Genomic DNA, 23852 nt, shown 5'->3' on the forward strand with positions numbered 1-23852 from the left:
AAGAACAATGGCATCAGTAAAAGAATATCAAATGTTTATAGATGGTAAGTGGGTAACCTCTACCTCTGGAGAAACCATCAATATTATAAATCCATCTACAGAAGAAGTGTTTGCTACCGTCCAAAATGGAACGGTTGCAGAAGCAGAACAAGCTTTAGCTGCAGCAGACAAAGCGCAGAAGGAATGGAAAAAAGTACCCGCTAGAACACGAGCGGAATTGCTTTACAAATTTGCAGCAGAGATTAAGGCTAATGCAGATAACTTAGCGACTTTACTAGTAAAAGAACAAGGTAAGCTTTTAAAAGTAGCTCAAATGGAAGTTGCGGTTACCGCTTCTTTTATAGAATATGCGTGCGAGGGTGCACGTAGAATAGAAGGTGACATTATTCCTTCTGATAATCCTAATGAGCAAATTTGGATACAAAAAATACCAAGAGGGGTAGTGGTTGCCATAACAGCATGGAACTTTCCGCTTGCCTTGGCCGGGAGAAAAATAGGTCCAGCTTTAGTGGCTGGGAATGCAGTGGTTGTTAAACCAACTTCAGAAACGCCTTTAGCAACATTAGAACTTGGACATTTAGCTAAGAAAGTAGGGCTGCCAGATGGCCTGTTAAATATTATTACTGGACCAGGACGTGCCATGGGTACGGCTTTAGTAGAAAGCCCTATTACCAAAATGGTAACCATGACGGGTTCTACGCCAGTTGGGCAACAAATTGCTAAAATGGCAGCACAAAATTTAACCCATGTACAACTAGAATTAGGTGGTAAAGCGCCATTTATTGTTTTTGAAGATGCAGACATTGAAGCTGCTGTGGATGCTGCATTGCATTCTAGATTTGATAATTGCGGACAAGTATGCACCTGCAACGAGCGTATGTACGTTCATGAGGCGGTTTATGATACGTTCATGGAAAAATTCATTGCCAAAACCAAAGCACTGAAAGTGGGCGACCCAATGTTAGAAGATACAGATATGGGGCCTAAAGTAAATAAGAACGAACTTGAGCATATGGAACACTTAGTAAAAGTGAGCATAGAAGAAGGCGCAACTGTGGCTACAGGCGGTAAACGTTTACAAGGAGAAGGTTTTGAAAAAGGATATTGGTTTGAGCCTACCGTGCTTACCAATGTTACTCAAGAAATGACTATTGTACATGAGGAATCTTTTGGTCCAATTTTGCCAGTATTAAAATTTAGTTCTTTTGATGAGGTTATTGGCTATGCTAACGACTGTGAATATGGCCTAGCAGCCATGGTTTTTACCAATGATATGAACAAGATTATGCGTTGTAATGACGAGTTGGAATATGGTGAAATTTATGTGAATAGAGGCCACGGAGAGCAACACCAAGGATTCCATAATGGATATAAACTAAGTGGTTCTGGCGGTGAAGATGGCAAATACGGATTTGAACAATATATGGAGAAGAAAACCTTCTACGTAAGACACAAAGCATAGCATGAGCACTACAATAACCAACATAAACTGCCAACTCTTTAAAGTGCCTTTACCAGAGGTTTTAAATGATGCTAAACACGGAGACCATACTCATTTTGAGTTGGTTACCACAACTATAACCCTTGCAGATGGCTCGGAGGGTACTGGATATACGTATACAGGTGGTAAGGGTGGCCACGCCATTAAAGCCATGGTGGAGCATGATTTTGCTTCGTTTTTAATGGGTAAAGATGGTACACAAATAGAAGAGTTGTATGAAGAAATGGAATGGCATATCCATTATGTGGGTAGAGGAGGTATTGCTTCGTTTGCCATTTCTACCATAGACATTGCGCTTTGGGATATCCGTTGTAAAAAAGAAGGTAAACCCTTATACCAATTAGCAGGTGGTGCGGATAATACTTGTAAAGCCTATTGTGGCGGTATCGATTTGCAGTTTCCTATTCCTAAACTTTTGAAGAATATGGAAACGTATTTGGCTAGCGGATTTAATGCTGTAAAGATTAAAATTGGCCGTAAAAATTTGGAAGAGGATTTAGAGCGAATTAAAGCCGTGCGAGAATTTATAGGTCCAGACATTACTTTTATGGTAGATGCTAATTATTCTATGGATGTAGAGAAAGCTGTTAAGGCTATAGAAGGATTTAAACAGTATGATATTACTTGGTTTGAGGAGCCTATTATACCAGATAATTACCAAGGCTATGCAGCGATTGTAGCCGAAACCAATTTTCCATTAGCCATGGGAGAAAATTTGCATACAATTCATGAGTTCGAGTACGCTTTTGCACAGTCAAAATTAAGTTTTATTCAGCCAGATGCCTCTAACTGCGGGGGTGTAACTGGCTGGCTACGTGTGGCTAGGTTGGCTCATGAGCACAATATTCCTGTTTGTAGTCATGGTATGCAAGAATTGCATGTAAGTTTGGTTTCTTCCCAGCCCAATGCTGGTTGGTTAGAGGTACATAGTTTTCCTATAGACCAATATACTACAAGACCTCTTGTAGTAGAAAATCATAGAGCTGTAGCACCAGAAATAGCAGGCACAGGGGTGGTGTTTAATTGGAGCAAATTAGCACCTTATAAACAATAACAGCATTAAAAAGTACTACCTAAATGCGCTTTTGCAGAGCTAAATAACATTTTAGGCAACCTTTAATAGATTTTAGAATGAATGATAAAGTAAGCAAGCACTACATTATTCGTATTGCGGCTATTGTGGCACTTGGTGGATTTATACTTGGGTTTGATGCCTCGGTAATATCGGGTACCCTAAAATTCGTAGGAACAGAATTCAATTTAAATGATATTCAGCTAGGCTGGCTGGTGAGTTCTATTACCTTAACCGCCGCACTGGGTACCTTTATTGCAGGTCCATTAAGTGATAAAGTAGGGCGTAGAACAGTGTTAAAATATGCGGCAATCCTTTTTGCTATATCTGCATTGTGTTCTGCTTTGGCCCCCACATTTACTATTTTAATTGTTGGTAGACTTATTGGCGGTTTCTCTGTAGGAGCAGCTCTGATTATTGCGCCTATGTACATTGCGGAAGTGAGCCCTGCTGAAAAGCGAGGGCAAATGGTGTCTTTTAATCAACTCAATATTGTTATTGGTATTTCTGCAGCATTTTTTACCAATTATCTCATTTTAAAATTAGGAGAGTCTGGTTTGGATTGGGTGTCTAACCTAAATATAGATAGATGGAACTGGCGATGGATGTTAGGTTTGGAAACCATACCAGCCTTAATGTATTATTTAGGTTTGTTCTTTGTTCCACAAAGCCCTAGATGGTTAACCATGCATGGTTATCCAGAAAAGGCGCTCTCAACATTAGAAAAATTTGCTGGGGTAAGTGAGGCTGGAATTCAAATGCGTGCTATAGAAAAAAGTATTCAGCAAGAACAAGAAAAAGAAAAGGTCCATATAAAAGAAATTTTTAAAAAGAATATGCGTCTGGTTATTGTGGTTGGTATTATTGTCGCAATTTTTCAGCAGTTGGTGGGTATTAATAGCGTGATGTTCTATGCTCCTATGATTTTTGAACAAACCGGTATAGGTACAGATGCTTCTTTTTTACAAGCTATTTTAGTAGGCTTAGTTAATCTTGTATTTACGGTTTTAGCCATGTTTATCATCGATAGGTTAGGTAGAAAACCTATGCTGATATATGGAATGATAGGTATGGGAATATCTATGCTATTACTTACCTACGGATTTAAAACAGCAAGTTATACTCTAGATAACAAGGCTTTAGAACAATTGCCCTCTGCTATACAAAACACTAAATTAGCACCCATTATAGGCCAAACTTTTGATAACGACTTGGATTTTAAAACGGCTTTAGCACAACATTTAGGAACGGAAACAGCCAAGCAGTACGAAACTAATTTGGTTACGGCTGCAGCTTCTATGAATACCTCTTTAATTCTTATAGGTATTTTACTATTCGTTTCTTTTTATGCAGTTTCTATAGGTCCAGTAATGTGGGTTTTGTTTTCAGAATTGTTTCCTAACCGTATACGTGGTTTAGCCATATCCTTTGTAGGCTTAGTAAATCTCACCTTCGCCTTCTTAGTACAATTAGTGTTTCCATGGCAGTTATCTAATTTTGGTAATGCACTTACCTTTCTATTGTATGCTATATTTGCCGTAATAGGGCTTCTATTTATTATCGCTAAAGTACCAGAAACTAAAGGTAAATCTTTAGAAGAGTTAGAGGCAAAGTTGGTAAATTATACTAACGGATAATAGTTTTTCGGTTGGTTTACTCAATTTAATAGTGGAATAGGAGTTAACATTATCAGTAGACAAACAATTACCTTGGTATAAAAACTATCAATTTCAAATTATACTGCTTTTGGTGGTTATTAGTACTATTCTAGTTCTATTCTGGTAAACTAGGGCCAGTTGAAGCAGACTTTTTTTAATTCGTAATAAATGTAGTATATACACTTAAAATATTTTCTATATTTGTTCAAACAGTAGTAATGCTGTGTAAAGTTTAAGAAAATAACCCATGAATACTACAGAAATACATTTAACCTCTCCTGGTAGAATTAATTTGATTGGGGAACATATAGATTATAATGATGGATTTGTACTGCCTGCAGCCATAGATAAAACCATACATTTAAAGTTTACAAAAAATGGTACTCAGCACGATGCTTCTGTGCGGAGTAAAGGGTTTGATGGTGTTTTACGCATCAATTTAGACAACGTGCAAAAAAGTACAACAGGTTGGGAGAATTATTTGTTGGGTGTTTTGCATGAAATTCAGCAGCTAAAAGAAGGCTTGGCGGGTTTTGATTGTGAGATAGAAAGCTTTTTACCTATTGGTTCTGGTGTTAGTTCTTCCGCAGCTTTAGAATGTGGCTTTGCTTATGGTCTTAATGCGCTATTTAAATTGGGACTTTCTAAATGGGATATTGTAAAGTTAGCACAACGGGCAGAACACAATTTTGTAGGAACTAAATGCGGAATCATGGATCAGTTTGCGTCCGTCATGGGCAAAGAAAAACATGCCATGTTACTCGATTGTAATTCTCTGGAATTTGAGTATATCCCCACCAATTTTAAACCTTATAAACTCTTACTTTTAAATACTAATGTAACCCATAACTTAAGCAGTGGAGAATATAACGTTAGAAGACAACAATGCGAGGACGCGTTGGCTGTAGTTCAACAAAAGTTCAAAACGGTCAAAAATTATAGAGATGTTACGCTTGCGATGCTACAAGAAGTAAAGGACGACTTGTCTCCTGTACTATATGACAGAAGCTCTTACGTAGTAGAAGAAACAGAGCGAGTTGTACAAGCTGTAAAAGCTTTGAAACAGGGAGATTTATCACAGTTTGGAGCATATATGTACCAAACGCATCAAGGATTGAGCAAAAAATATGAAGTAAGTTGTCCAGAACTAGACTATCTGGTTGCCCTCACACAAGATGAACCTAGCGTATTAGGAGCTAGGATGATGGGGGGCGGCTTTGGTGGCTGTACCTTAAATATAATTCATGAAGATGCCATTGCCGACTTTGTATCTAAAGCTGCCACTGCTTATAAATCAAAGTTTGGTATAGAACTTTCCCAATTCACTACTTTACCTAGTAATGGTACAACGCTTATAAACTCATAACTATGGCACTAGATTTTAACGAACATCCACATAGAAGATACAATATTTTAACTGGGGAATGGGTTTTGGTATCGCCACATAGAACCAAAAGACCCTGGCAAGGCAAACAAGAAAAGCCGCCTGTAGCGGAAAGACCTACGTACGACCCAAATTGTTATTTGTGTCCTGGAAATACTAGAGCCGGCGGGCAACAAACCCCAAATTACGATAGTGTTTACAGTTTTACTAACGATTTTTCTGCATTGCTTGCAGATACGCCAAATGATGAGGTCGTAGACGGCCTATTGCGTGCCAATGGAGAAACGGGGCTGTGTAAAGTAATTTGCTTTTCTCCTGACCACTCTAAAACCTTACCTGTTATGTCTTTAGAAGAGATAGAAAAGGTCATAGAACTTTGGCAAAAAGAATACCAAGAACTTGGTGCTAAAGAAGGCATCAACCATGTGCAAATATTTGAAAATAAAGGAGATATGATGGGGTGTAGTAATCCGCATCCTCATGGTCAAATTTGGGCACAATATTCTGTTCCGCAAGAGGTAGAAAAGAAAAGTATTAAACAAAAGGAATATTGGCAAGCCAATGCAAAAGGTTTGTTGTTAGCTTACATTGAGCAAGAAATGGAACAACGAGAGCGTATCATTTTTGAGAACGATACTTTTATTGCTTTAGTTCCTTATTGGGCAGTATGGCCATATGAGGTGATGATTGCTCCCAAAAGACAAGTACAGCATATTTTGCAATTAACAGTAGCAGAGAAAAAAGATTATGCAGAAGCCATTAAAGTAGTGACTACAAAATTTGATAATTTATTTGAGGTTTCTTTTCCTTATTCCAGTGGAATACACCAAGCTCCAACTGATGGGGATTTGCATGAAGAATGGCATTTTCATATGAGTTTTTATCCTCCTTTATTACGTTCTGCAACTGTGAAAAAATTTATGGTAGGGTATGAGATGTTTGCAAACCCGCAAAGAGATATTACTGCAGAACAAGCTGCAGATAAATTAAATGCTCTTTCTACCGTACATTATTCTCAGCAATAATCAAGAAATTTATGTAAAAAAGCGTGTCTAGGCTAGCCTAGACAAGCTTTTTGTTTTAATAAAAATATTGTAAATCAATGGTTTATACTTATTTTGGGATAAAAAGCAAAAAAAATATTTAAAAAGTTTGCAGCATTGATTTTTTATCTATGTTTGCCCCGTTAAATGAGTCCAACTAATTAACCGGACGCATTGCCTTTTTATTGAAAACTTTTTTCATGTTCGGGCCTTTGGGGATAAGGAAGTCTACCCAAAAAGCTGTTCTAAGATTAGGACTCCGGATACTAGGGCTGACTTCTAAGGACCGCTTGTTGTCAGGACGTGCAACTATTTTAAACCGCACGTTTAAACCATACACCGTTTTTGAATTTCGTATCTGATATTCTTGTTATTCTCTCGTGTTTTTTAGAAATTTAGAATTAACAGATGCATAAACAAAAATGAAAACGAAATATTTTGATCTAATTGATCAAACCTATGACTTTCCACAAGAGGAATTTCAACTTAAAGACAACAATTTAGAATTTCATGGTATCGATTTAAAAGGATTAATCGCTGAGTATGGCGCACCTTTAAAATTCACGTACCTGCCAAAAATATCAGGCAACATTCATCGTGCCCAAAAGTGGTTTGCCAAATCCATTAAAAAGCATGGGTATAAGGGTAAATACCATTATTGCTATTGTACCAAAAGCTCGCACTTTCAGCATGTGTTGAATGAGGCCTTGAAGAATAACATTCATATCGAAACGTCTTCGGCTTTTGATATTGATATTGTAAATCACCTAAAATCTAAAGGAAAAATAAGCCAAGATACCTTTGTACTTTGCAATGGGTTTAAGCGCGATAAATACATTAACAATATTGCAGACCTTATCAATAATGGACACGAAAATTGTATTCCTATTATTGATAATTATGAGGAGCTCAACTTGTTGCAGTCCAACATTAACGGAACGTTTAATGTGGGTATTCGTATCGCATCAGAAGAAGAACCAAAATTTGAGTTCTATACTTCAAGATTGGGTATTGGCTATAAAAATATAGTTCCTTTTTACAATCAATCTGTTAAAGAAAATGAGCAAGTGAATCTTAAAATGCTTCACTTTTTCATCAACACCGGTATTAGGGATACCGCTTATTATTGGAACGAACTATTAAAATGTTTAAAGGTGTATATTAACCTTAAACGCGTTTGCCCAACTTTGGATAGCCTAAATATAGGAGGTGGTTTTCCTATCAAAAATTCGTTGGCGTTTGAATATGATTATGCTTATATGATAGATGAAATCATCAATCAGATAAACCAGGCATGCCAAGAAGCAAAAGTAGATGTACCCCATATTTTCACTGAATTTGGAAGTTTTACCGTAGGCGAAAGTGGCGGTGCCATTTATGAGGTATTGTACCAAAAACAACAAAATGATAGGGAAAAATGGAATATGATCAACTCATCTTTCATAACAACCTTGCCAGATTCTTGGGCTATAAATAAGCGCTTTATTTTACTGGCTATAAACCGTTGGAATGAGGAGTATGAGCGTGTTCTGCTTGGTGGATTAACATGTGACAGTGATGATTACTACAACTCTGAGCAACACATGAACGCTATTTATTTGCCAAAATACAAAAAGGATAAACCCTTGTACATTGGTTTCTTTAATACAGGAGCATACCAAGAGTCTATAGGGGGTTATGGCGGATTGCAACACTGTTTAATACCAGCACCAAAACACATTCTCATAGATAGAGATGAAAATGGTGAGCTAACTACAAAAGTTTTTGCAGAACAACAAACATCAGCCAAATTTATGGATATCTTAGGGTATACCAAGTAATTGAGCATTTTCGTAAAAAATAAAACAACAAATAATTTATTAGTACCCTTTTAAAATGAAAAAAAATAGGACCTATGCTGGCATTCCAGACCAATATGCCGCTATGGATAAGTCTAAAGTAGTTTTATTGCCCGTAGCTTATGATGGTACAAGCACATGGGGCAAAGGAGCAGACAAGGGACCAGAAGCTTTTTTAGAGGCTTCTGAGAATATGGAACTCTATGATATAGAGACCGATAGTGAAGTGTATAAAGAAGGCATTTACCTAGCAGACACCATGGAAGGATTTAACTCTCCTGAAGCTATGGTTGCCGCGGTTCACGATAAAGTAAAAGAACTGGTTAAGCGTAACAAACTAGTAACCATGTTTGGTGGTGAACATTCGGTTTCTATAGGCGCAATACGTGCTTTTTCTGAATATCACCAAGATTTAACCGTAGTACAGATAGATGCACACGCAGATTTGCGTAAGGAATACGAAGGTACCAAATACAACCATGCATGTGCGTTGTATGAGGCCAATGAGACCACCAATTTAATACAAGTAGGTATCCGTAGTATGGACCATGCAGAAACTTTGGTTATGGATTATAATAAAGTGTTTTTTGCGCATGAGATGATTACGGACGATTTTTGGATGGATAACGCCATAGAATTAATGACAGACAACGTGTACATTACGTTTGATTTGGATGCGTTTGATCCTTCTATTTGTCCATCTACGGGAACACCGGAGCCAGGTGGCTTATTGTGGTATGAAACCTTAGAGTTTTTAAGCAAAATTTTTGAAAGCAAAAACGTGGTAGGTTTTGATATCGTGGAGCTTTGCCCAAATAAGATAGACCGCTCGTCTGACTTTTTAGCTGCAAAACTATATTACAAAATGTTGAGCTATAAATTTAGAAAAGACGAAATTGAAACAGAGGAATTAGATGGAGCTGAACCATTACACAAGAGAAATTTAAACGCAGAAGATTTTTACGATGAGCAATAAAGGACCTATATCTAATTTTATAGAAAAACACTACCTACACTTTAACGCAGCTGCCTTGGTAGATGCCGCAAAAGGGTACGAGGCTCAGCTGAACAATGGCGCTAAAATGTTGGTGTCTTTAGCTGGGGCAATGAGTACCGCAGAATTGGGTAAAAGTTTTGCAGAGATGATTCGCCAAGACAAAGTGCAAATTATTTCTTGTACGGGTGCAAACTTGGAAGAAGATATTATGAACCTTGTAGCACATTCGCACTACAAAAGGGTGCCAAATTATAGAGATTTAACGCCACAAGACGAGTGGGACTTACTAGAAAACGGCCTAAATAGGGTAACAGATACCTGTATTCCAGAAGAGGAAGCGTTTAGAAGGTTGCAAAAACACGTTCATAAGATTTGGAAGGATGCAGATGATAAAGGAGAACGTTACTTTCCGCACGAGTACATGTACAAAATGTTACTTTCTGGCGTTTTAGAAGAATATTATGAGATAGATTTAAAAGATTCTTGGATGTATGCTGCGGCAGAAAAAAACTTGCCTATTGTTGTCCCCGGTTGGGAAGACAGCACCATGGGTAACATCTTTGCTAGCTATGTACTAAAGGGAGAGTTAAAAGCGAGTACCGTAAAATCGGGGATAGAGTATATGACCTTTTTGGCGGGTTGGTATAGAGACAACAGCCAAAACGGAATTGGATTTTTCCAGATAGGTGGTGGTATTGCAGGGGATTTTCCTATCTGCGTAGTACCCATGCTATATCAGGATATGGAAGAAACAGAAACGCCATTCTGGAGCTACTTTTGCCAGATAAGTGATTCTACTACTAGTTATGGGTCGTACTCCGGTGCGGTGCCAAATGAGAAGATTACTTGGGGTAAGCTAGATATAGATACACCTAAGTTTATTGTTGAATCAGATGCTACTATAGTGGCACCCTTGATTTTCGCTTATTTATTAGATTTATAATTCACTATTCTAAGAATGAAATTAACTGCAATTATTTTTGCTTTCTTCATGGTTGCACTACAAGGATTAGACGTGCAAGACCAGACCGTAGCAGCTACGTATGACGGCTACGTTAATGAGATGTATTCTTTTATGGGGGACGATGGTACCTCCTATGATTTCTCTGACGTACCTGCAGAAGTACTAGAAAACTACGACCTTACATCAGAAGAGTGGGTGGGTAAACCATTTAAGGTAACCTTTTCCATAGAAACTGATATTGATGAGGAAGACCAAGAATTTGAGGTGTACATCTTAAAAAAATTGGTGCCCATACAATAAAAAACAATGGGCAAGCTTTATCTTGCTTGCCCATATTAAGCTTATTTGTATGAAAAAGATTTTTAAATCCAGATTGGTTGCGATAAAAGACCAGAAAGTCTTAGTGATGAGAAAGGTGGGAAAACGCAAACAATACACCCTTCCTGGTGGGATTAGAAAAAAAAATGAAACGTACATAGAAGCACTGATGCGTGAGACAGCAGAAGAAATAGCTCTACAATTACAAGAAGATGCATTAGAGCTCTTTTTTACTTTTATAGAGAAATCTAAAGAAGTTACCTACTCTAAAAAATACTATTACAGTAAAATAGAAGAAAAACCAATTGCTGTTATAGAAACGCACAAGTTTACGGAAACTTTGTGGCTAGATTATAAAGAGGCCATAGAATATATGGATAAAACAGACCGTAAGGCCATTAAAACTTACTTTAAAAATAAAGGGGCCAAAGAAGAAACCACTTATGTAGAGACTTACGCACTACAACAATCTTCTCCCATACAACGTACTTCATAGCAGTAAATAAGTAATGGAAAATAAAGCTGTTGCAATGCATATAGCAGGTGCTATAGATATTGCAAAGTGTAGAGACTTGCAGTTAGGTAGTCTCATTTTTGGTGATAGGGACGAACTTTTTTTTAAAGACCAAGATGCCTATATATACCTGTTTAAATACGGAATGATATCTTATTATGGATATACTTCCGAACGTGTGGCTACACTCCTAAATCAATTACAACCCCATACGGACCAATGGCAAGTAGAATGCCTGATGGATGATATTACTTTAAAGTTTGTAGCAGAAACACCGTGGGTTAGAGTGACCAATAATAAGGTAACGCTAAAAAATGATAATGTAGAAGGCATTAGATTAACGTTAATGCATTTGGCACAATCCGTTGCCTTAGATTACTTTTCTAGATTATCAGAGCAAATTATTAAAGAGACCAGAAAGCACACTACTTTTTTAGAGATGCACGGTAAATTAGATATTGGTGGTAAAAAATTAAAGCGGCACATTGGCAAAGTCCTAAATATTAACAATCAAATATCAGAGAATCTTTACATTTTTGATTCGCATGAAGTAACTTGGGAAGATGAAAATTTAGATAAGTTAGATAAGGATTTAAAAAGAATTTTTGATTTAAAGGAACGTTACCGCACTATTAAGGAGCAGGGAAACATTATCAAAGAAAACCTTAGCTTATTTAAAGACATCATGGACCATAAGGAAAGTAGCCGTTTAGAATGGATAATTATTATTCTAATCTTGGTAGAAATCCTTGATATGTTCATATTGCGAATGTTTAAATAAAAGGATAACATGAATAAAGCATTAGTAGCAAGCGAGGAATGGTGTAAACTAGAAGAACTGGGTATTCCTGCCATTAAGGCGCGAGTAGATTCTGGAGCTAAAACCTCTTCTTTGCAAGCCACAAAGGTTAAAATATTTACAAAAGGATTAGAAGAATGGGTGCGGTTTGAGGTGAACCCCATTCAAGATAACAGAAGTATATCTATTCTTTGCCAAGCTAGATTGGTAGGGCTCAGAACTGTAAAAAGCTCTCAAGGGATAGCAGAAGAACGTCCTGTGATTAAAACACAAGTTGGCATTGGTGACCAAACCTTTGACATAGAGGTAACCCTGGCTAATAGAGATACTATGGAGTATCGAATGCTCTTAGGTAGAGAAGCTTTAAACGACCGCTTTTTAGTAGACCCTTCGGAAAGTTTTTTAATGGGCGATATTTCTGATGATGAAATGAATGGGCTCTATAAACCTTATATGCGTAAAAAAGATGGTCTAACCATAGGTTTATTAGCAAGTAATCCTAATTTATATAGTAATAAGCGTATTGTAGAGGCAGGACAAGCAAGAGGGCACGAAGTAGTTTTTCTGAACGTAGAAAGTGCGTACATGAAATTAGATGCCATAGCGCCACAAGTACGGTACAGAGGTGGTAATGTTTTGGATAAAATGGACGCGGTAATACCCCGTATAAAACCATCAGTTACCTTTTATGGTTGTGCTTTACTGAGGCAATTTCATACCCTTGGCGTATACTGTCTTAATTCTGCCGATGCTATTTCTAAATCTAGAGATAAACTGTACGCTTCACAAGTTTTTTCTAAAAACGATATACATATTCCAGTAACCGGTTTTGCTAAATCACCACAAGATACCAAGGACCTTATCCGGATGGTAGATGGGGCACCTTTAATTATAAAATTACTAGAAAGTACACAAGGTAGAGGTGTAGTTTTGGCAGAAACCAATAAGGCTGCAGAAAGTGTTATTAATGCCTTTAAGAGTGTGCAAACCAATATCTTGGTGCAAGAATTTATCAAAGAAGCCAATGGGCAAGATATCCGTTGTTTTGTGGTTAATGGTAAGGTAGTAGCCTCCATGCAAAGGCAAGCACAGAAGGGCGAATTCCGGGCTAACATTCATCAAGGTGGTAAAGCCTCTCTAATAAAGATAACTTCAGAAGAACGCAAACTGGCAGTAAAATCAGCTAAAGCGTTGAATTTAGATGTTGCAGGGGTCGATTTAATTCGCAGTAATCGCGGACCATTATTGTTAGAAGTTAACTCTTCCCCAGGCTTAGAAGGCATAGAAAACGCAACAGGCTTAGATATTGCCAATATTATGATAGAGACTATTGAGCGTAAGTTAAAATATACCTCGCATTAAGGACAATCAATACATTTAATATTTAGGGCGATGGGTTTTTCTCATCGCTTTTTTTTTGCTTCTCATCTAAATATAAAGAAGAAAACAGTGTACATTTTTATAGCGGTAATCTATCCGTATTTTATCCTTTAGCTTTACAGAATTGGCTCGTGTGTAGTCAAAATATGGAAGGCAGTTTATTTGATAGGTTTAAATAGTTCCCCTAAAGCACAGCATATGAGTTTTGTGGTATTGTGTAGCTATCCTAGTAGTACTTTAGCAGTAATTTTTAGAACAATTCTTCTTCGGAATTGATTATCTGTACGTTACATCTAAGTTTTTGCCCTACATTTTAAAGTTGAAGCCTTCTTCTGCTACCTTTTTCTCGTACTTTTCTTTATCAAAAACGTATAGATAAGACCCTTTTTTAGAATCTGTTTTATCTTTTTCATCCAAACGAATGAGCACGTCTAGGGAGTTAATTTTACTGATGAAATTGCGCTTGTCTAACTCTTTATCCAAAATGCATTCATACAAGGTTTGCAATTGCCTCATTGTAAATTTTTCAGGAAGCAGTTCAAACCCAATGGGGCGTGTCATGGCTCTTCTACGCAATCTAGAAATTGCTTTTTCTACCATTTCTGCATGGTCAAAAATAAGTTCTGGTGTTTCCTTAAAATCAAACCATTTGGCAGATTCTAACGGAATATCTTTAACCTCATGCGTGGCTACGTCTATTAGTGCATAATAGGCAACAGAAATGGTACGTTTTCCAGGGTCACGCACTACGTTGCTAAAGGTATAAAGCTGTTCCATGTACACATTATCTAAACCAGTATTCAATTGTAAAACGCGTTCTGTTGTAGTATCTAGATTTTCGTTTTGTTTCATAAAGCCACCAATTAAAGACCATTTGCCTTTTTCTGGCTCCACGTTTCGCTTTACTAATAAAATTTTAAGCTGTTTTTTATCAAACCCAAATATAATACAGTCAACAGCCAATAATACTTGGTCCTCGTTAGCATAGTAATTGGTATTAATCGTATTTTTTTCAGGTAGTTTAGCTTCCATCCAGTAGGTTTCTTTGTGCTTTTAGTATGTTGGTGTATCCCAACAAAAATAAAGGACTTTTTTCTTTTAAGCAGAATTTTACTGTTTACTACTTTTTAGACTACCAGCTACTTTTATTTTTTATTTCAGAATTATGCTTTTATTTAGGACAATTTGTACCAACTTTTTCATACGCAATCGTTATAGTTAGTATCTTCTAAAAGCTTTACCAACTATTGTCTTTAAAGCATCTTATCTTTCAGCATTAATAGGACTACAAAGCACACTCATGAGCCACTTAGCAATTACAAACACTCCTTTTGGCTGTTTACCTAATGGTACATCAATAGAAAAATTTATATTGACCAATACCAATGGGGTAAAGGCCCACATAATTACTTTAGGGGGGCGTTTAACAGAACTATATATACCAGACCAAAAGGGTAAACATGCCAATATTACCATGGGGTTTGATAGTCTAGAAGGATATTTACAAAACGACCCCTATTTTGGAGCTATTGTAGGGCGGTATGGTAACCGTATTGCCAATGCGTCATTTAAACTGGATGGCCAAATCTATAAATTGGCAGCCAATAACGGTCCAAATAATTTACATGGAGGGGAAGAAGGTTTTGAAAGTAAAGTTTGGGATGCTACTACAAGAAAAGACCAAGATGCAGTGTATTTGGAATTAACGTATTTAAGTGCCGATGGAGAAGAAGGATTTCCCGGGAATTTACAGGTGAAGGTGACGTACACCTTAACAGAGACTAATGAGTTGAAGGTAGTGTACCATGCCATTACAGATAAAGCAACTGTAGTCAATCTAACTCATCACGGTTATTTTAATTTAAGTGGTGATTTAAATACAGAGGTGTTAGACCACCATTTGCAATTAAACGCAAAGTCCTACTTACCGGTAGATATACACAGTATCCCTACAGGAGAATTACGCTCTGTTGTAGATACACCTTTTGATTTTACAAGGATGAAGCCAATTGGCGAAGCCATAGATGCAACTAATGACCAACTAGAAATAGGGAATGGCTACGATCATTGTTGGGTTGTAGACGGATTAAAAGGAGATTTACGCCAGGCGGCCACGGTACAGGAACTATCTAGTGGTAGAACAATGGAAGTTTGGACCACAGAGCCCGGGGTACAGCTCTATACAGCCAATTGGTTAGACGGTTCTTTGGAAAATCCTGCAGGGGGTACTTTTAACCGTCGTTGTGCATTTTGTTTAGAAACGCAGCATTTTCCAGATAGTCCTAACAAACCAGATTTTCCTTCGGTACGTTTAAATCCAGGAGAAGTGTACAACAGTACCACTGTATTTAAGTTTGGAATTGTTTAAAGCATGGGGCTGAGCAGCTTTGCTGCTCCTTCTAATAATTTACGTCGTTTACCTCTTTTATGGTAAGCATCAAAATCTGTTAAGCGCACCGCGTTTTTACAATCGTTTAAGAAGTTTTCCTTTACTTCTTTGCAAAGCGCAGCGTCATAAATAATAGCATTGTTCTCATAGTTCTGATGCAGACTGCGATTATCTAAGTTGGCTGTCCCAATACTTGCAATTTCATCATCAGAAATCATGATTTTACTATGGATAAATCCTTCGGGTTGTAAGTGCACTTTAATACCAGCCTTTAAATAACTTTCAAAGTAGGAGCGCACTGCCCAATCTACCACAGTGTAATCCGTAGTACTACTCATCAATAAACGAACATCTACGCCGCTTAAGGCAGCTGTTTGCAGGCTTTGCAGCAAAGCGTGATTAGGAATAATATATGGATTTACAATGTAAACGTATTTTTTAGCTTTATTGATGATAGAAAAGTAAACCTGTTCCATAACTGCAAAATCGTCGTCTGGTCCACTAGGGACTATTTGTAACGGTACATTTCGTTCTATGGGTTTATCAATTTTACGTCCCGGAATAGCCACCTTTTTATTGGTAGCTAAATACCAATCTGTTAAGAAAATGCGGTTCAGAAGGTTGGTTCCATCACCTACAATTTTTAGATGTGTATCGTGCCAAGTACCCAGCATGTTATCTTCTTTCAAGTATTTGTCAGATACATTGATACCTCCGGTAAACCCTATAATATTGTCTATAACCACTATTTTACGATGATTACGATAATTAATGGACGCTAAAAATTTTCCAAACCGATACGGCAAAAATTGACCAACTTCTACACCGATATCCTCTAATCTTTTTTTATAACTACGGTCTAAAGAAAAGCTTCCTACACTATCATACATCAAGCGAACTTTTACACCCGCTTCGCACTTTGTTTTTAAGATATTAAAAAAGCGTTCTGCTAAAGTGCCATCTTCAAAAATATAATACTGAATATGGATGTGTTCTTCTGCTTGTTCTAGGGCATCAAAAATGCAATTAAAAGTATCTTGCCCATCGCGCAGCACCTTTACACTATTATCACAAGTAAGTGGGTAGCCGCAATTGCGATAAATAAGATTAATTAAGCTACGGTGTTTTTTTAAATCTTCCGTAGGCTTAGAACGGGGAGGCTCTGGTAGGTTTTTTGTAAAGTCGTCTTTAAGCGTAAACAGTTTGTTTCTGCGTCTGTTTCTACCCACCATCCAATACAACAACATACCCCCAATAGGGATGGTAAAAATGGCAAGCAACCATGCCAAACTTTTGGAAGGCCGCATCCCGTTAACAAGCAATTTTCCTACAATAAAGAAGGAAATAATAAGGTATACTATTATGATGATGGTCCAAAGCATAAGCTAAAGTATAATTTAGCTTAAGCATTATAGTGCTTAATCCAATATTTTGTTAACTGCCTAAAAGGAAAAGGGTTGCCCTGTACTTTGTAATACAGAAAACCAGAATTCGCTTTCCAAATCTACTTTTTTACGTTTACTGGTCACGGCAGCTATAGGTAGGTGTACAAACTTGTTATTTACTTTACCTACTACAAATTGGGTTTTACCGGCCATGGCACCATGTACTGCTTGGTATGCTAAACTGCTACAAAATATACTATCGCTACTGTTAGCAGGAGCACTACGCACAATATAACTGGGGTCTATATATTTTATGGTTACAGGAAAATGGTCTTTAAAATAAGCTTTAATCTTATCTTTTAAGAACAACCCAATATCTTCATGTTGTATGTTGCCAGAGGCATCTACTACCTCAGTTTCTTTTTCTATGAGATGTTGGCCAGCACCTTCTGCTACTACAATGACAGCATGTTTTTTGGCTTCTAAGCGCGATTTCAATAGTTCTAAAAAGCCTTTTTTACCGTAAAGGTTAAATGCCATTTCTGGAATGAGTACATAATTTACTTCTGGCATTGCTAAAGAGGCAGAAGCGGCTATAAAACCACTATCTCTACCCATAAGCTTTATAATGGCAATACCGTTCATGGCACCTGCCGCTTCATTGTGTGCATCTCTAATAATAGGGCTGGCAATGTCAAAAGACGTCTCGAAACCAAATGACTTATCAATGATGTCTATATCATTATCTATGGTTTTAGGGATGCCTACTACACTTATTTGCGCACCACGCTTGCCTATTTCTTCACCAATAGCATTGGCTCCTTTTAGAGTTCCGTCCCCGCCAATAGTAAAAAGAACGTTGATGTCATTAGCTATTAATGTATCTACCATAGTAGTTACTTCTTGTCCACCTCTAGAAGACCCTAAAATGGTACCACCATAATGGTGTATATTTTTAACCACTTCTGGCGTAAGCGGCATTAGGTCATGACCTACTTCCGGATTCAAACCTTCATACCCGTAGCGTACACCAACAATTTCTTTAACCCCATAAAAATAGTGTAGTGCCATAACAATACCCCTAATTACGTTGTTAAGACCAGGACATAAGCCGCCGCAAGTAACTATAGCCGCTTTGGTGGTTCTGGGGTCAAAAAAGAGGTGTTCTCTAGGCCCAGCCTTTTCTAGGCAAACAGGTGCAGAATTACTGCTTAAACAATTTTGGTAATTTTCTAATGAAAGGTCGTACACCAATTTATCTTCTTCTGTAATAAAGTTGAAGATATTATCCCCCTTGACAGTACTTAACTCCAAGGGGGATTTTATAGTTGGTGTTCCTAATTGTGCTATTTGGAACATATAGGTTTATTTTAAAGATGGTCTGCCAAACTATGGTGCGAATCAATTAGCGGCCCGCCATTCAAGATTTCTTCGGATGCTTCTGATGCAAACTTATCAAAGTTGATATGGAACGAGTGTGCTAACTGAATTGCTTTACTAATATAAGCACCTTTTTGCAACCACGTGTTCATTGGGTCTAACATTTCTGTAGGTACCCCAGGGCAATATTTTGGCATGAATAAACCAAAGATAGGATGTGTCTCAAACTCCACCTGCTCCAATTGCCTTTCTAATATGGCTGTAATCATAGCTCTAGTATATTTTAATTTTATTCTAGATCCCACGCCGTAAGGACCACCGCTCCATCCGGTATTGATTAGCCATACATTTACCCCTGCTTCTGTCATTTTTTTACTCAGCATTTCTGCATAAACGGTAGGGTGTAGTGGCATAAAAGGTTCTCCAAAACAAGCAGAAAAAGAGGGAACAGGTTCTGTAATACCAGCTTCTGTACCAGCTACTTTAGCAGTGTAACCAGAGATAAAATGGTATGCTGCCTGTCCTGGTGTAAGTTTTGATACGGGTGGTAATACCCCAAAAGCATCACAGGTTAAAAAGAAAATGTTTTTAGGATTACCGGCATAAGAAGGTTCTTTACTATTTTCTATGTGGTAAATAGGGTAGCTCACACGGGTATTCTGTGTTATGGAACTATCAAAAAAATCAACTTGTTTAGTACCCTCTTTAAACGTAATATTCTCTAATAAAGCGCCTGGTTTTATCGCTCTAAAAATCTCGGGTTCCTTTTCTTCTGTTAGGTCAATCACTTTTGCATAGCAACCCCCTTCAAAATTAAAAATGGTATTTTCTGGAGTCCATCCATGCTCATCATCCCCAATCAACTTACGGTTAGGGTCTGCAGAAAGCGTGGTTTTACCAGTACCAGACAATCCAAAGAAAATAGCCGTGTCACCAGCTTGGCCAACGTTAGCAGAGCAATGCATCGGTAACACATTTTTTTCTGTAGGTAATATTAAATTTAGGGCAGAGAATATTCCTTTTTTCATTTCACCTGTATAGGCAGAACCACCAACCAGAGCAATTTTTTTGGTAAAGTTAAGGATAGAGAAATTACCTGCTAAAATTCCATATTCTTGTGGATTTTTAGCCACATAACCAGGAGCACAAAGTACCAACCATTCTTCTTCAAAATTCTCTAATTCGCCCTCAGACAAACGCAAGAACATATTTTTAATGAAGAAATTGGACCACGGATATTCCGTTATGGTTCTCACATTCATTTGATATCTTGGATCAGCGCAAACTGCAGCATCTCTTACATAAACTTCTTTACCTGATAGATAGTTGATAATTTCTTCTTGTAATTGGTCAAAGTTCTCTGGAGAAATAGGTTTGTTTATGCGGCCCCACCACACTTTGTCTTTGGTATAATCATCTTTTACTAAAAAACGGTCTTTAGGAGACCTCCCTGTAAACTTACCCGTATTAATGGCTAGCGTGCCATTTTCAGTTTCTACCCCCAAACCCTTTTCTAGGGTATGGCGTTGTAAGGTTTCTCCGTCTAGGTTCCAATAGGCCGTAACATTCTTAAGCCCATACTTGTTTAAATCTCTTTTGTTTTCTACTACTAATTCCATGAGTGTTGTTTTTACAATGCTGTTATTAAAATTTCCATATAAGTGGTACCAGGACTAAGGTTGCTAAGAAAAAGAACAACAATAAAGGACCGCCAACCTTTACATAATCCTTAAATTGATATCCACCCGCAGTCATAACCATGGCGTTGGTTGTGGTGCCCACTGGGGTTAAAAACGCTGTAGATGCACTAATGGCAACGGTAATTAAGTAGGGTTTAGGAGAAACCCCTAAAGAGGTGGCCGCCAGCAAGGCTATGGGCGCCATTAGTACTGCGGTGGCCGAGTTATTTATTGTTTGGCTAAATGCTGTTGTGAGTAAAAATATACCTCCCAATAAGGCGGTAGGACTCCATGAGCCAAGCGTGTCTACTAAATTAGTTGCTGCCAATTGTGCAACACCTGTTTTTTGTAGTGCTACTCCCATAGGTATCATAGCGGCAATCATAATTACACTGGTCCACGAAATACCTTTGTACGCTTTATTAATAGGAACGCAACCCGTAATCATCACTAAACCTGCACAGAGTAATGCTGCTATGGCTCCAGGAACTACTTTAAAAACCAATAAGCCAATCATTAGCAGCAATGCTCCAAGAGCAATATAACTTTTAGGCGTTAATTGCGGAACGTTTTTGGCCATGGACTCTGGACTACCTACAATAACTAGATTTTCATATACGGATTTTAAACCATCTATTTCACTCCATGGGCCACGTATGATAAAAGCGTCACCTGCCTTTATAGTAATAGCTTTAGTTAAAGGTCTATCATCCCTAGAAGCGGCTAAAAGCTGTACACCAGATTTTTGCAGGTAAGAACCTAGATTTATAGTCTTGCCGACAAACACAGATTTTGGTGTAATAAGCATTTCTGCCATACCAATTTCTTGATTAATGAGCTCGTTTTTTAAGGTCTCTTTTTCTGGTGGAGTAGGGATAATCCCTAAACTGAATTTTAAGGTTAAAAAATTAATATGTTCTGCATCGCCCTTAACCGTTATAATATCATGGTAACGCATTTCTGTGTCTGGGTCTGGTAACTCTACAAAGGCGGGTGTTTTTTGCTGTAAAGGACTAGGGTGTCTACGTTTTAAGCGCATTACACATACTTTATATTTATCTTCAAAACCCCAATCGCCAATTTTAGTACCTATTAACGGGGACATGGAACGGATGCGTAAACGGTATAAATTGTCACCAATACTATATCCTTCTATCCATTTATTCATTTCTGCATCTATGTTAACAGGCTTGTTTTTGGTTTTATTACTAGGGAGCAAACGGTAGCCTATGTACCTAAAGTACAGGATGGCAATAAGGAGTAGCGGTAGCCCTATCAAACTAAATTCAAAGAAAGAGAATCCCTCAAACCCAGCTTCTACCATTGCATTACTAGCAATAATATTTGGTGGTGTACCCGTCAGCGTCAATAAACCTCCCGTATTAGAACCAAAAGCTACGGGCATTAATAGCTTAGAAGGAAGGGTGCCAGCATTCCAAGCGGCAGAAACGGTAACGGGCAACAAAGCAGCCACAGTACCGGTGTTACTAACAAAACCAGATAGAACACTTGCACCCAAGGTAACAATAACCAATAGTTTAGGAACACTCTTACCGGCCCAATTAACAAAACATTGACCAGCTAAGGCAGTCCACCCTGTTCTGGATAAGCCTTCTCCTATAATAAACAAAGCGGCAATCATAATCACGGTAGCATTGCTAAAGCCGCTTAATGCCTCTGTCATATCTAATACCCCAAAAAGATATAGTGATAGTAGGGACATTAATGCCACCACATCTGGCGGGTATTTTCCCCACACAAATAAGGCAATGGTTAGTATTAATATGATGATTAAGATGGTCATAATCGTGGTATAGAAGGTTAATCCAACGTAAGTACAGGTACCGTGGCGTGTAGGGTTAATAATTTGGTAAGCCTACCTTCTGATGGTTTTGTTTTCTCGGCATGGTTTCTAGGGATAATAGCTAAAAGGTCTATCTCTTTATCTGCCACATAGTCCATAATACCTTGCTCCACATCCTGATTTTTTTCAAAATCATGCGATGCATAAAAATGCTCCAAATAGTATTCTAAGGAGTCCTCATTAGACTCAACCACTACTTTTTCTTTATAAATACTCTCTTTGTAGATGGTTAGCACGTGTACTTTAGCATTAAAACTCCTTGCGATGTCTAATAAAAAGTTGAGGACGCTCTTGTGTTCAATCTCTTCATTGCCTAAAACCAAAGCAATGTGCTTAGGAGTATCTATAGTAGTTTCTAACGGAATAGACAGTACAGGGCAATCTGCTTCTAACACTACTTTAGACGTATTTGTTAGGTGGGTATCTGCACTACTATCGCCCATAGTGCCCATTAGAATAAGGTCTGCTTCTAAAAAGTTTTGTTCACTTAAGATTACGTTGGTAATTTCTCCTGTGACCATTTTTAGCTTGGGTACGTTCTTGGTTTTTTTATTTAATGAAGCAACCAAGGACACAAACTTAGCTTCAGAAGACACTTCTTCTAAACTGCTTATAGGGCAAGTACTAGCGTATACAGCTGTAATTTTAATATCGTTCTCAAAACCTACGAATGTTAAGGCGTAGTCTAATGCGTTGATGGCCGATTCTGTAAAATCAAATGGGACCAAAATGTGTTTAATGTGATTCATACCTGATGTTTTAGAGGTTAACTAATAACACTGTAAAAGTAGGGTGCCCCTAGCGGGCAAAATATGACAGATATCAGCTTTTGAATACTTTACATTCTCTTAACCTTAAAGTTTGATTACCTGATATTTATCATGAATTCCTAGCCTATTAGAGTAGACCTTTGGTGTATAAAATGGAATACCATGAAACCAGCTTCATATTTCTTCCGCCTTTGTTTTTTAGCACTAAGTTTTTATACGCTAGTGGGGTTTACACAAGAAGCTCCAAAAGACCAAGTAGGTACGTGGACACAACTGGTTGGCACCCATCAAATTGCTAATAATTGGAGCATCCCAACGGTAGGTATTCTAAGACAATACAACTATGCAGAAAGCGTGGAATTTGGATTTTTACGTGTTGGTGCCAATTATAAATTAAATTCCAATACATATATAGGTGCAGGGGTAGCATTCTTAGACCATCATCCTTTTGAGAAGGTAAACTCCTTAGAACAAAAAAGCCAATTCTGGTTGTACCAAGAAATGGGATGGAAGCATAGTAAAAAATTTGCACAGCGCTTTCGCTTGGAACACCGATGGAAACACAGTGGAACTACCCATACATTTGGACCACGCTTAAGACATCGCCTACAATTTACACAAGCTGTAGACGCATCAACCTACATAAAAGTTTCTAATGAGCATTTTTTGGAGTTGAACGAATTTAAAATAATGCAAAACCGTTTTTTCATTGGACTTGGTAAAAAAATAACGCCAAACCTGTGTTTAGAATTAGGCTATTTAAAAAATCACGTAGGCAAAGAAAATTACGACCGCCTTAGATTCAGCCTTTATTTTAAGACCAAACTATATAAGGATAAACAAAATAAGGTTGCTCAACAAGAAGAAAAAGCAACATCTCAATAAAAAAGGTAAGCATGATAATTGTCATGTTTTAA

At 37.7% G+C, this 23852-nt stretch carries 20 protein-coding genes; 14 read left to right on the forward strand and 6 right to left on the reverse strand.

From position 1 onward, the window contains the following. Positions 1-7: 7 nt before the first annotated feature. The 12 genes from aldA (at position 8) to rimK (ending at position 13450) form a co-directional block, all read left to right on the forward strand. Positions 8-1462: an aldehyde dehydrogenase gene (gene aldA, locus HCO57_RS01480; protein WP_167987525.1), complete on the forward strand. Its 1455-nt coding sequence runs from the start codon at positions 8-10 to the stop codon at positions 1460-1462. A gap of 1 nt (position 1463) precedes the next feature. Further along, positions 1464-2555 (forward strand): mandelate racemase/muconate lactonizing enzyme family protein, encoded by a 1092-nt coding sequence (locus HCO57_RS01485; protein WP_167987526.1) that lies wholly within the window; start codon positions 1464-1466, stop codon positions 2553-2555. 77 nt (positions 2556-2632) lie between these two features. Beyond that, positions 2633-4210 (forward strand): sugar porter family MFS transporter, encoded by a 1578-nt coding sequence (locus HCO57_RS01490; protein WP_167987527.1) that lies wholly within the window; start codon positions 2633-2635, stop codon positions 4208-4210. A 268-nt stretch (positions 4211-4478) separates the two neighbouring features. After that, entirely contained in the window at positions 4479-5597 is a 1119-nt protein-coding gene (galK, locus tag HCO57_RS01495; RefSeq protein ID WP_167987528.1) for a galactokinase, read from the forward strand. Positions 5598-5599: 2 nt separating this feature from the next. Beyond that, complete coding sequence (locus HCO57_RS01500) at positions 5600-6640, forward strand: UDP-glucose--hexose-1-phosphate uridylyltransferase (RefSeq protein ID WP_167987529.1); 1041 nt, start codon at positions 5600-5602, stop codon at positions 6638-6640. Between the two features lie 440 nt (positions 6641-7080). Beyond that, the gene (locus tag HCO57_RS01505; RefSeq protein WP_167987530.1) at positions 7081-8478 is read left to right on the forward strand and encodes an arginine decarboxylase; all 1398 of its coding nucleotides are present in this window, start codon (positions 7081-7083) and stop codon (positions 8476-8478) included. A gap of 55 nt (positions 8479-8533) precedes the next feature. Next, entirely contained in the window at positions 8534-9472 is a 939-nt protein-coding gene (gene speB / locus HCO57_RS01510; protein ID WP_167987531.1) for an agmatinase, read from the forward strand. Next, positions 9462-10436, forward strand: a complete 975-nt coding sequence (locus HCO57_RS01515; RefSeq protein ID WP_010519635.1) for a deoxyhypusine synthase family protein — start codon at positions 9462-9464, stop codon at positions 10434-10436. The genes speB and HCO57_RS01515 overlap by 11 nt, the downstream gene beginning before the upstream one ends. 15 nt (positions 10437-10451) lie before the next feature. Then, positions 10452-10757, forward strand: coding sequence for a hypothetical protein (locus HCO57_RS01520; RefSeq protein ID WP_136950680.1), 306 nt, complete (start codon positions 10452-10454; stop codon positions 10755-10757). 49 nt (positions 10758-10806) lie between these two features. Then, complete coding sequence (locus HCO57_RS01525) at positions 10807-11271, forward strand: NUDIX domain-containing protein (RefSeq protein WP_136950679.1); 465 nt, start codon at positions 10807-10809, stop codon at positions 11269-11271. Positions 11272-11284: 13 nt separating this feature from the next. Continuing rightward, on the forward strand, positions 11285-12070 hold the full coding sequence (locus HCO57_RS01530) for an RMD1 family protein (RefSeq protein WP_167987532.1): 786 nt from the start codon (positions 11285-11287) through the stop codon (positions 12068-12070). Positions 12071-12079: 9 nt separating this feature from the next. Beyond that, positions 12080-13450 carry a 30S ribosomal protein S6--L-glutamate ligase gene (rimK, locus tag HCO57_RS01535; protein WP_167987533.1) on the forward strand — a complete coding sequence of 457 codons (1371 nt, stop codon included), beginning with the start codon at positions 12080-12082 and terminating at the stop codon, positions 13448-13450. Positions 13451-13774: 324 nt separating this feature from the next. Here the strand turns inward: rimK and HCO57_RS01540 are convergent, their stop codons facing one another. After that, a complete protein-coding gene (locus HCO57_RS01540) occupies positions 13775-14500 on the reverse strand; it encodes an NUDIX hydrolase (RefSeq protein WP_167987534.1) in 726 nt (241 codons plus the stop codon). A gap of 268 nt (positions 14501-14768) precedes the next feature. Between HCO57_RS01540 and HCO57_RS01545 the strand changes: the two genes are divergently transcribed. After that, positions 14769-15836: an aldose epimerase family protein gene (locus tag HCO57_RS01545; protein ID WP_209065937.1), complete on the forward strand. Its 1068-nt coding sequence runs from the start codon at positions 14769-14771 to the stop codon at positions 15834-15836. Here HCO57_RS01545 and cls read toward each other — a convergent pair. Genes cls through HCO57_RS01570 form a run of 5 tightly spaced genes read right to left on the reverse strand, consistent with a single transcriptional unit; the run spans position 15833 to position 22914 of the window. Continuing rightward, on the reverse strand, positions 15833-17239 hold the full coding sequence (gene cls, locus HCO57_RS01550) for a cardiolipin synthase (protein ID WP_167987535.1): 1407 nt from the start codon (positions 17237-17239) through the stop codon (positions 15833-15835). The genes HCO57_RS01545 and cls overlap by 4 nt on opposite strands. Before the next feature lie 60 nt (positions 17240-17299). Further along, complete coding sequence (locus tag HCO57_RS01555; protein WP_167987536.1) at positions 17300-18601, reverse strand: ATP-dependent 6-phosphofructokinase; 1302 nt, start codon at positions 18599-18601, stop codon at positions 17300-17302. 11 nt (positions 18602-18612) lie between these two features. After that, on the reverse strand, positions 18613-20241 hold the full coding sequence (gene pckA, locus HCO57_RS01560; RefSeq protein WP_167987537.1) for a phosphoenolpyruvate carboxykinase (ATP): 1629 nt from the start codon (positions 20239-20241) through the stop codon (positions 18613-18615). A 25-nt stretch (positions 20242-20266) separates the two neighbouring features. Continuing rightward, positions 20267-22105 carry an SLC13 family permease gene (locus HCO57_RS01565; RefSeq protein ID WP_167987538.1) on the reverse strand — a complete coding sequence of 613 codons (1839 nt, stop codon included), beginning with the start codon at positions 22103-22105 and terminating at the stop codon, positions 20267-20269. A gap of 17 nt (positions 22106-22122) precedes the next feature. Continuing rightward, the gene (locus HCO57_RS01570) at positions 22123-22914 is read right to left on the reverse strand and encodes a universal stress protein (RefSeq protein ID WP_167987539.1); all 792 of its coding nucleotides are present in this window, start codon (positions 22912-22914) and stop codon (positions 22123-22125) included. A gap of 183 nt (positions 22915-23097) precedes the next feature. On the opposite strand from HCO57_RS01570, the gene HCO57_RS01575 reads away from it, so the two are divergent. Continuing rightward, positions 23098-23820: a DUF2490 domain-containing protein gene (locus HCO57_RS01575; RefSeq protein WP_167987540.1), complete on the forward strand. Its 723-nt coding sequence runs from the start codon at positions 23098-23100 to the stop codon at positions 23818-23820. The last annotated feature ends 32 nt before the right edge of the window (positions 23821-23852 follow it).

The organism is Croceivirga sp. JEA036, assembly GCF_011882165.1.
Classification (GTDB): Bacteria; Bacteroidota; Bacteroidia; order Flavobacteriales; family Flavobacteriaceae; genus Croceivirga.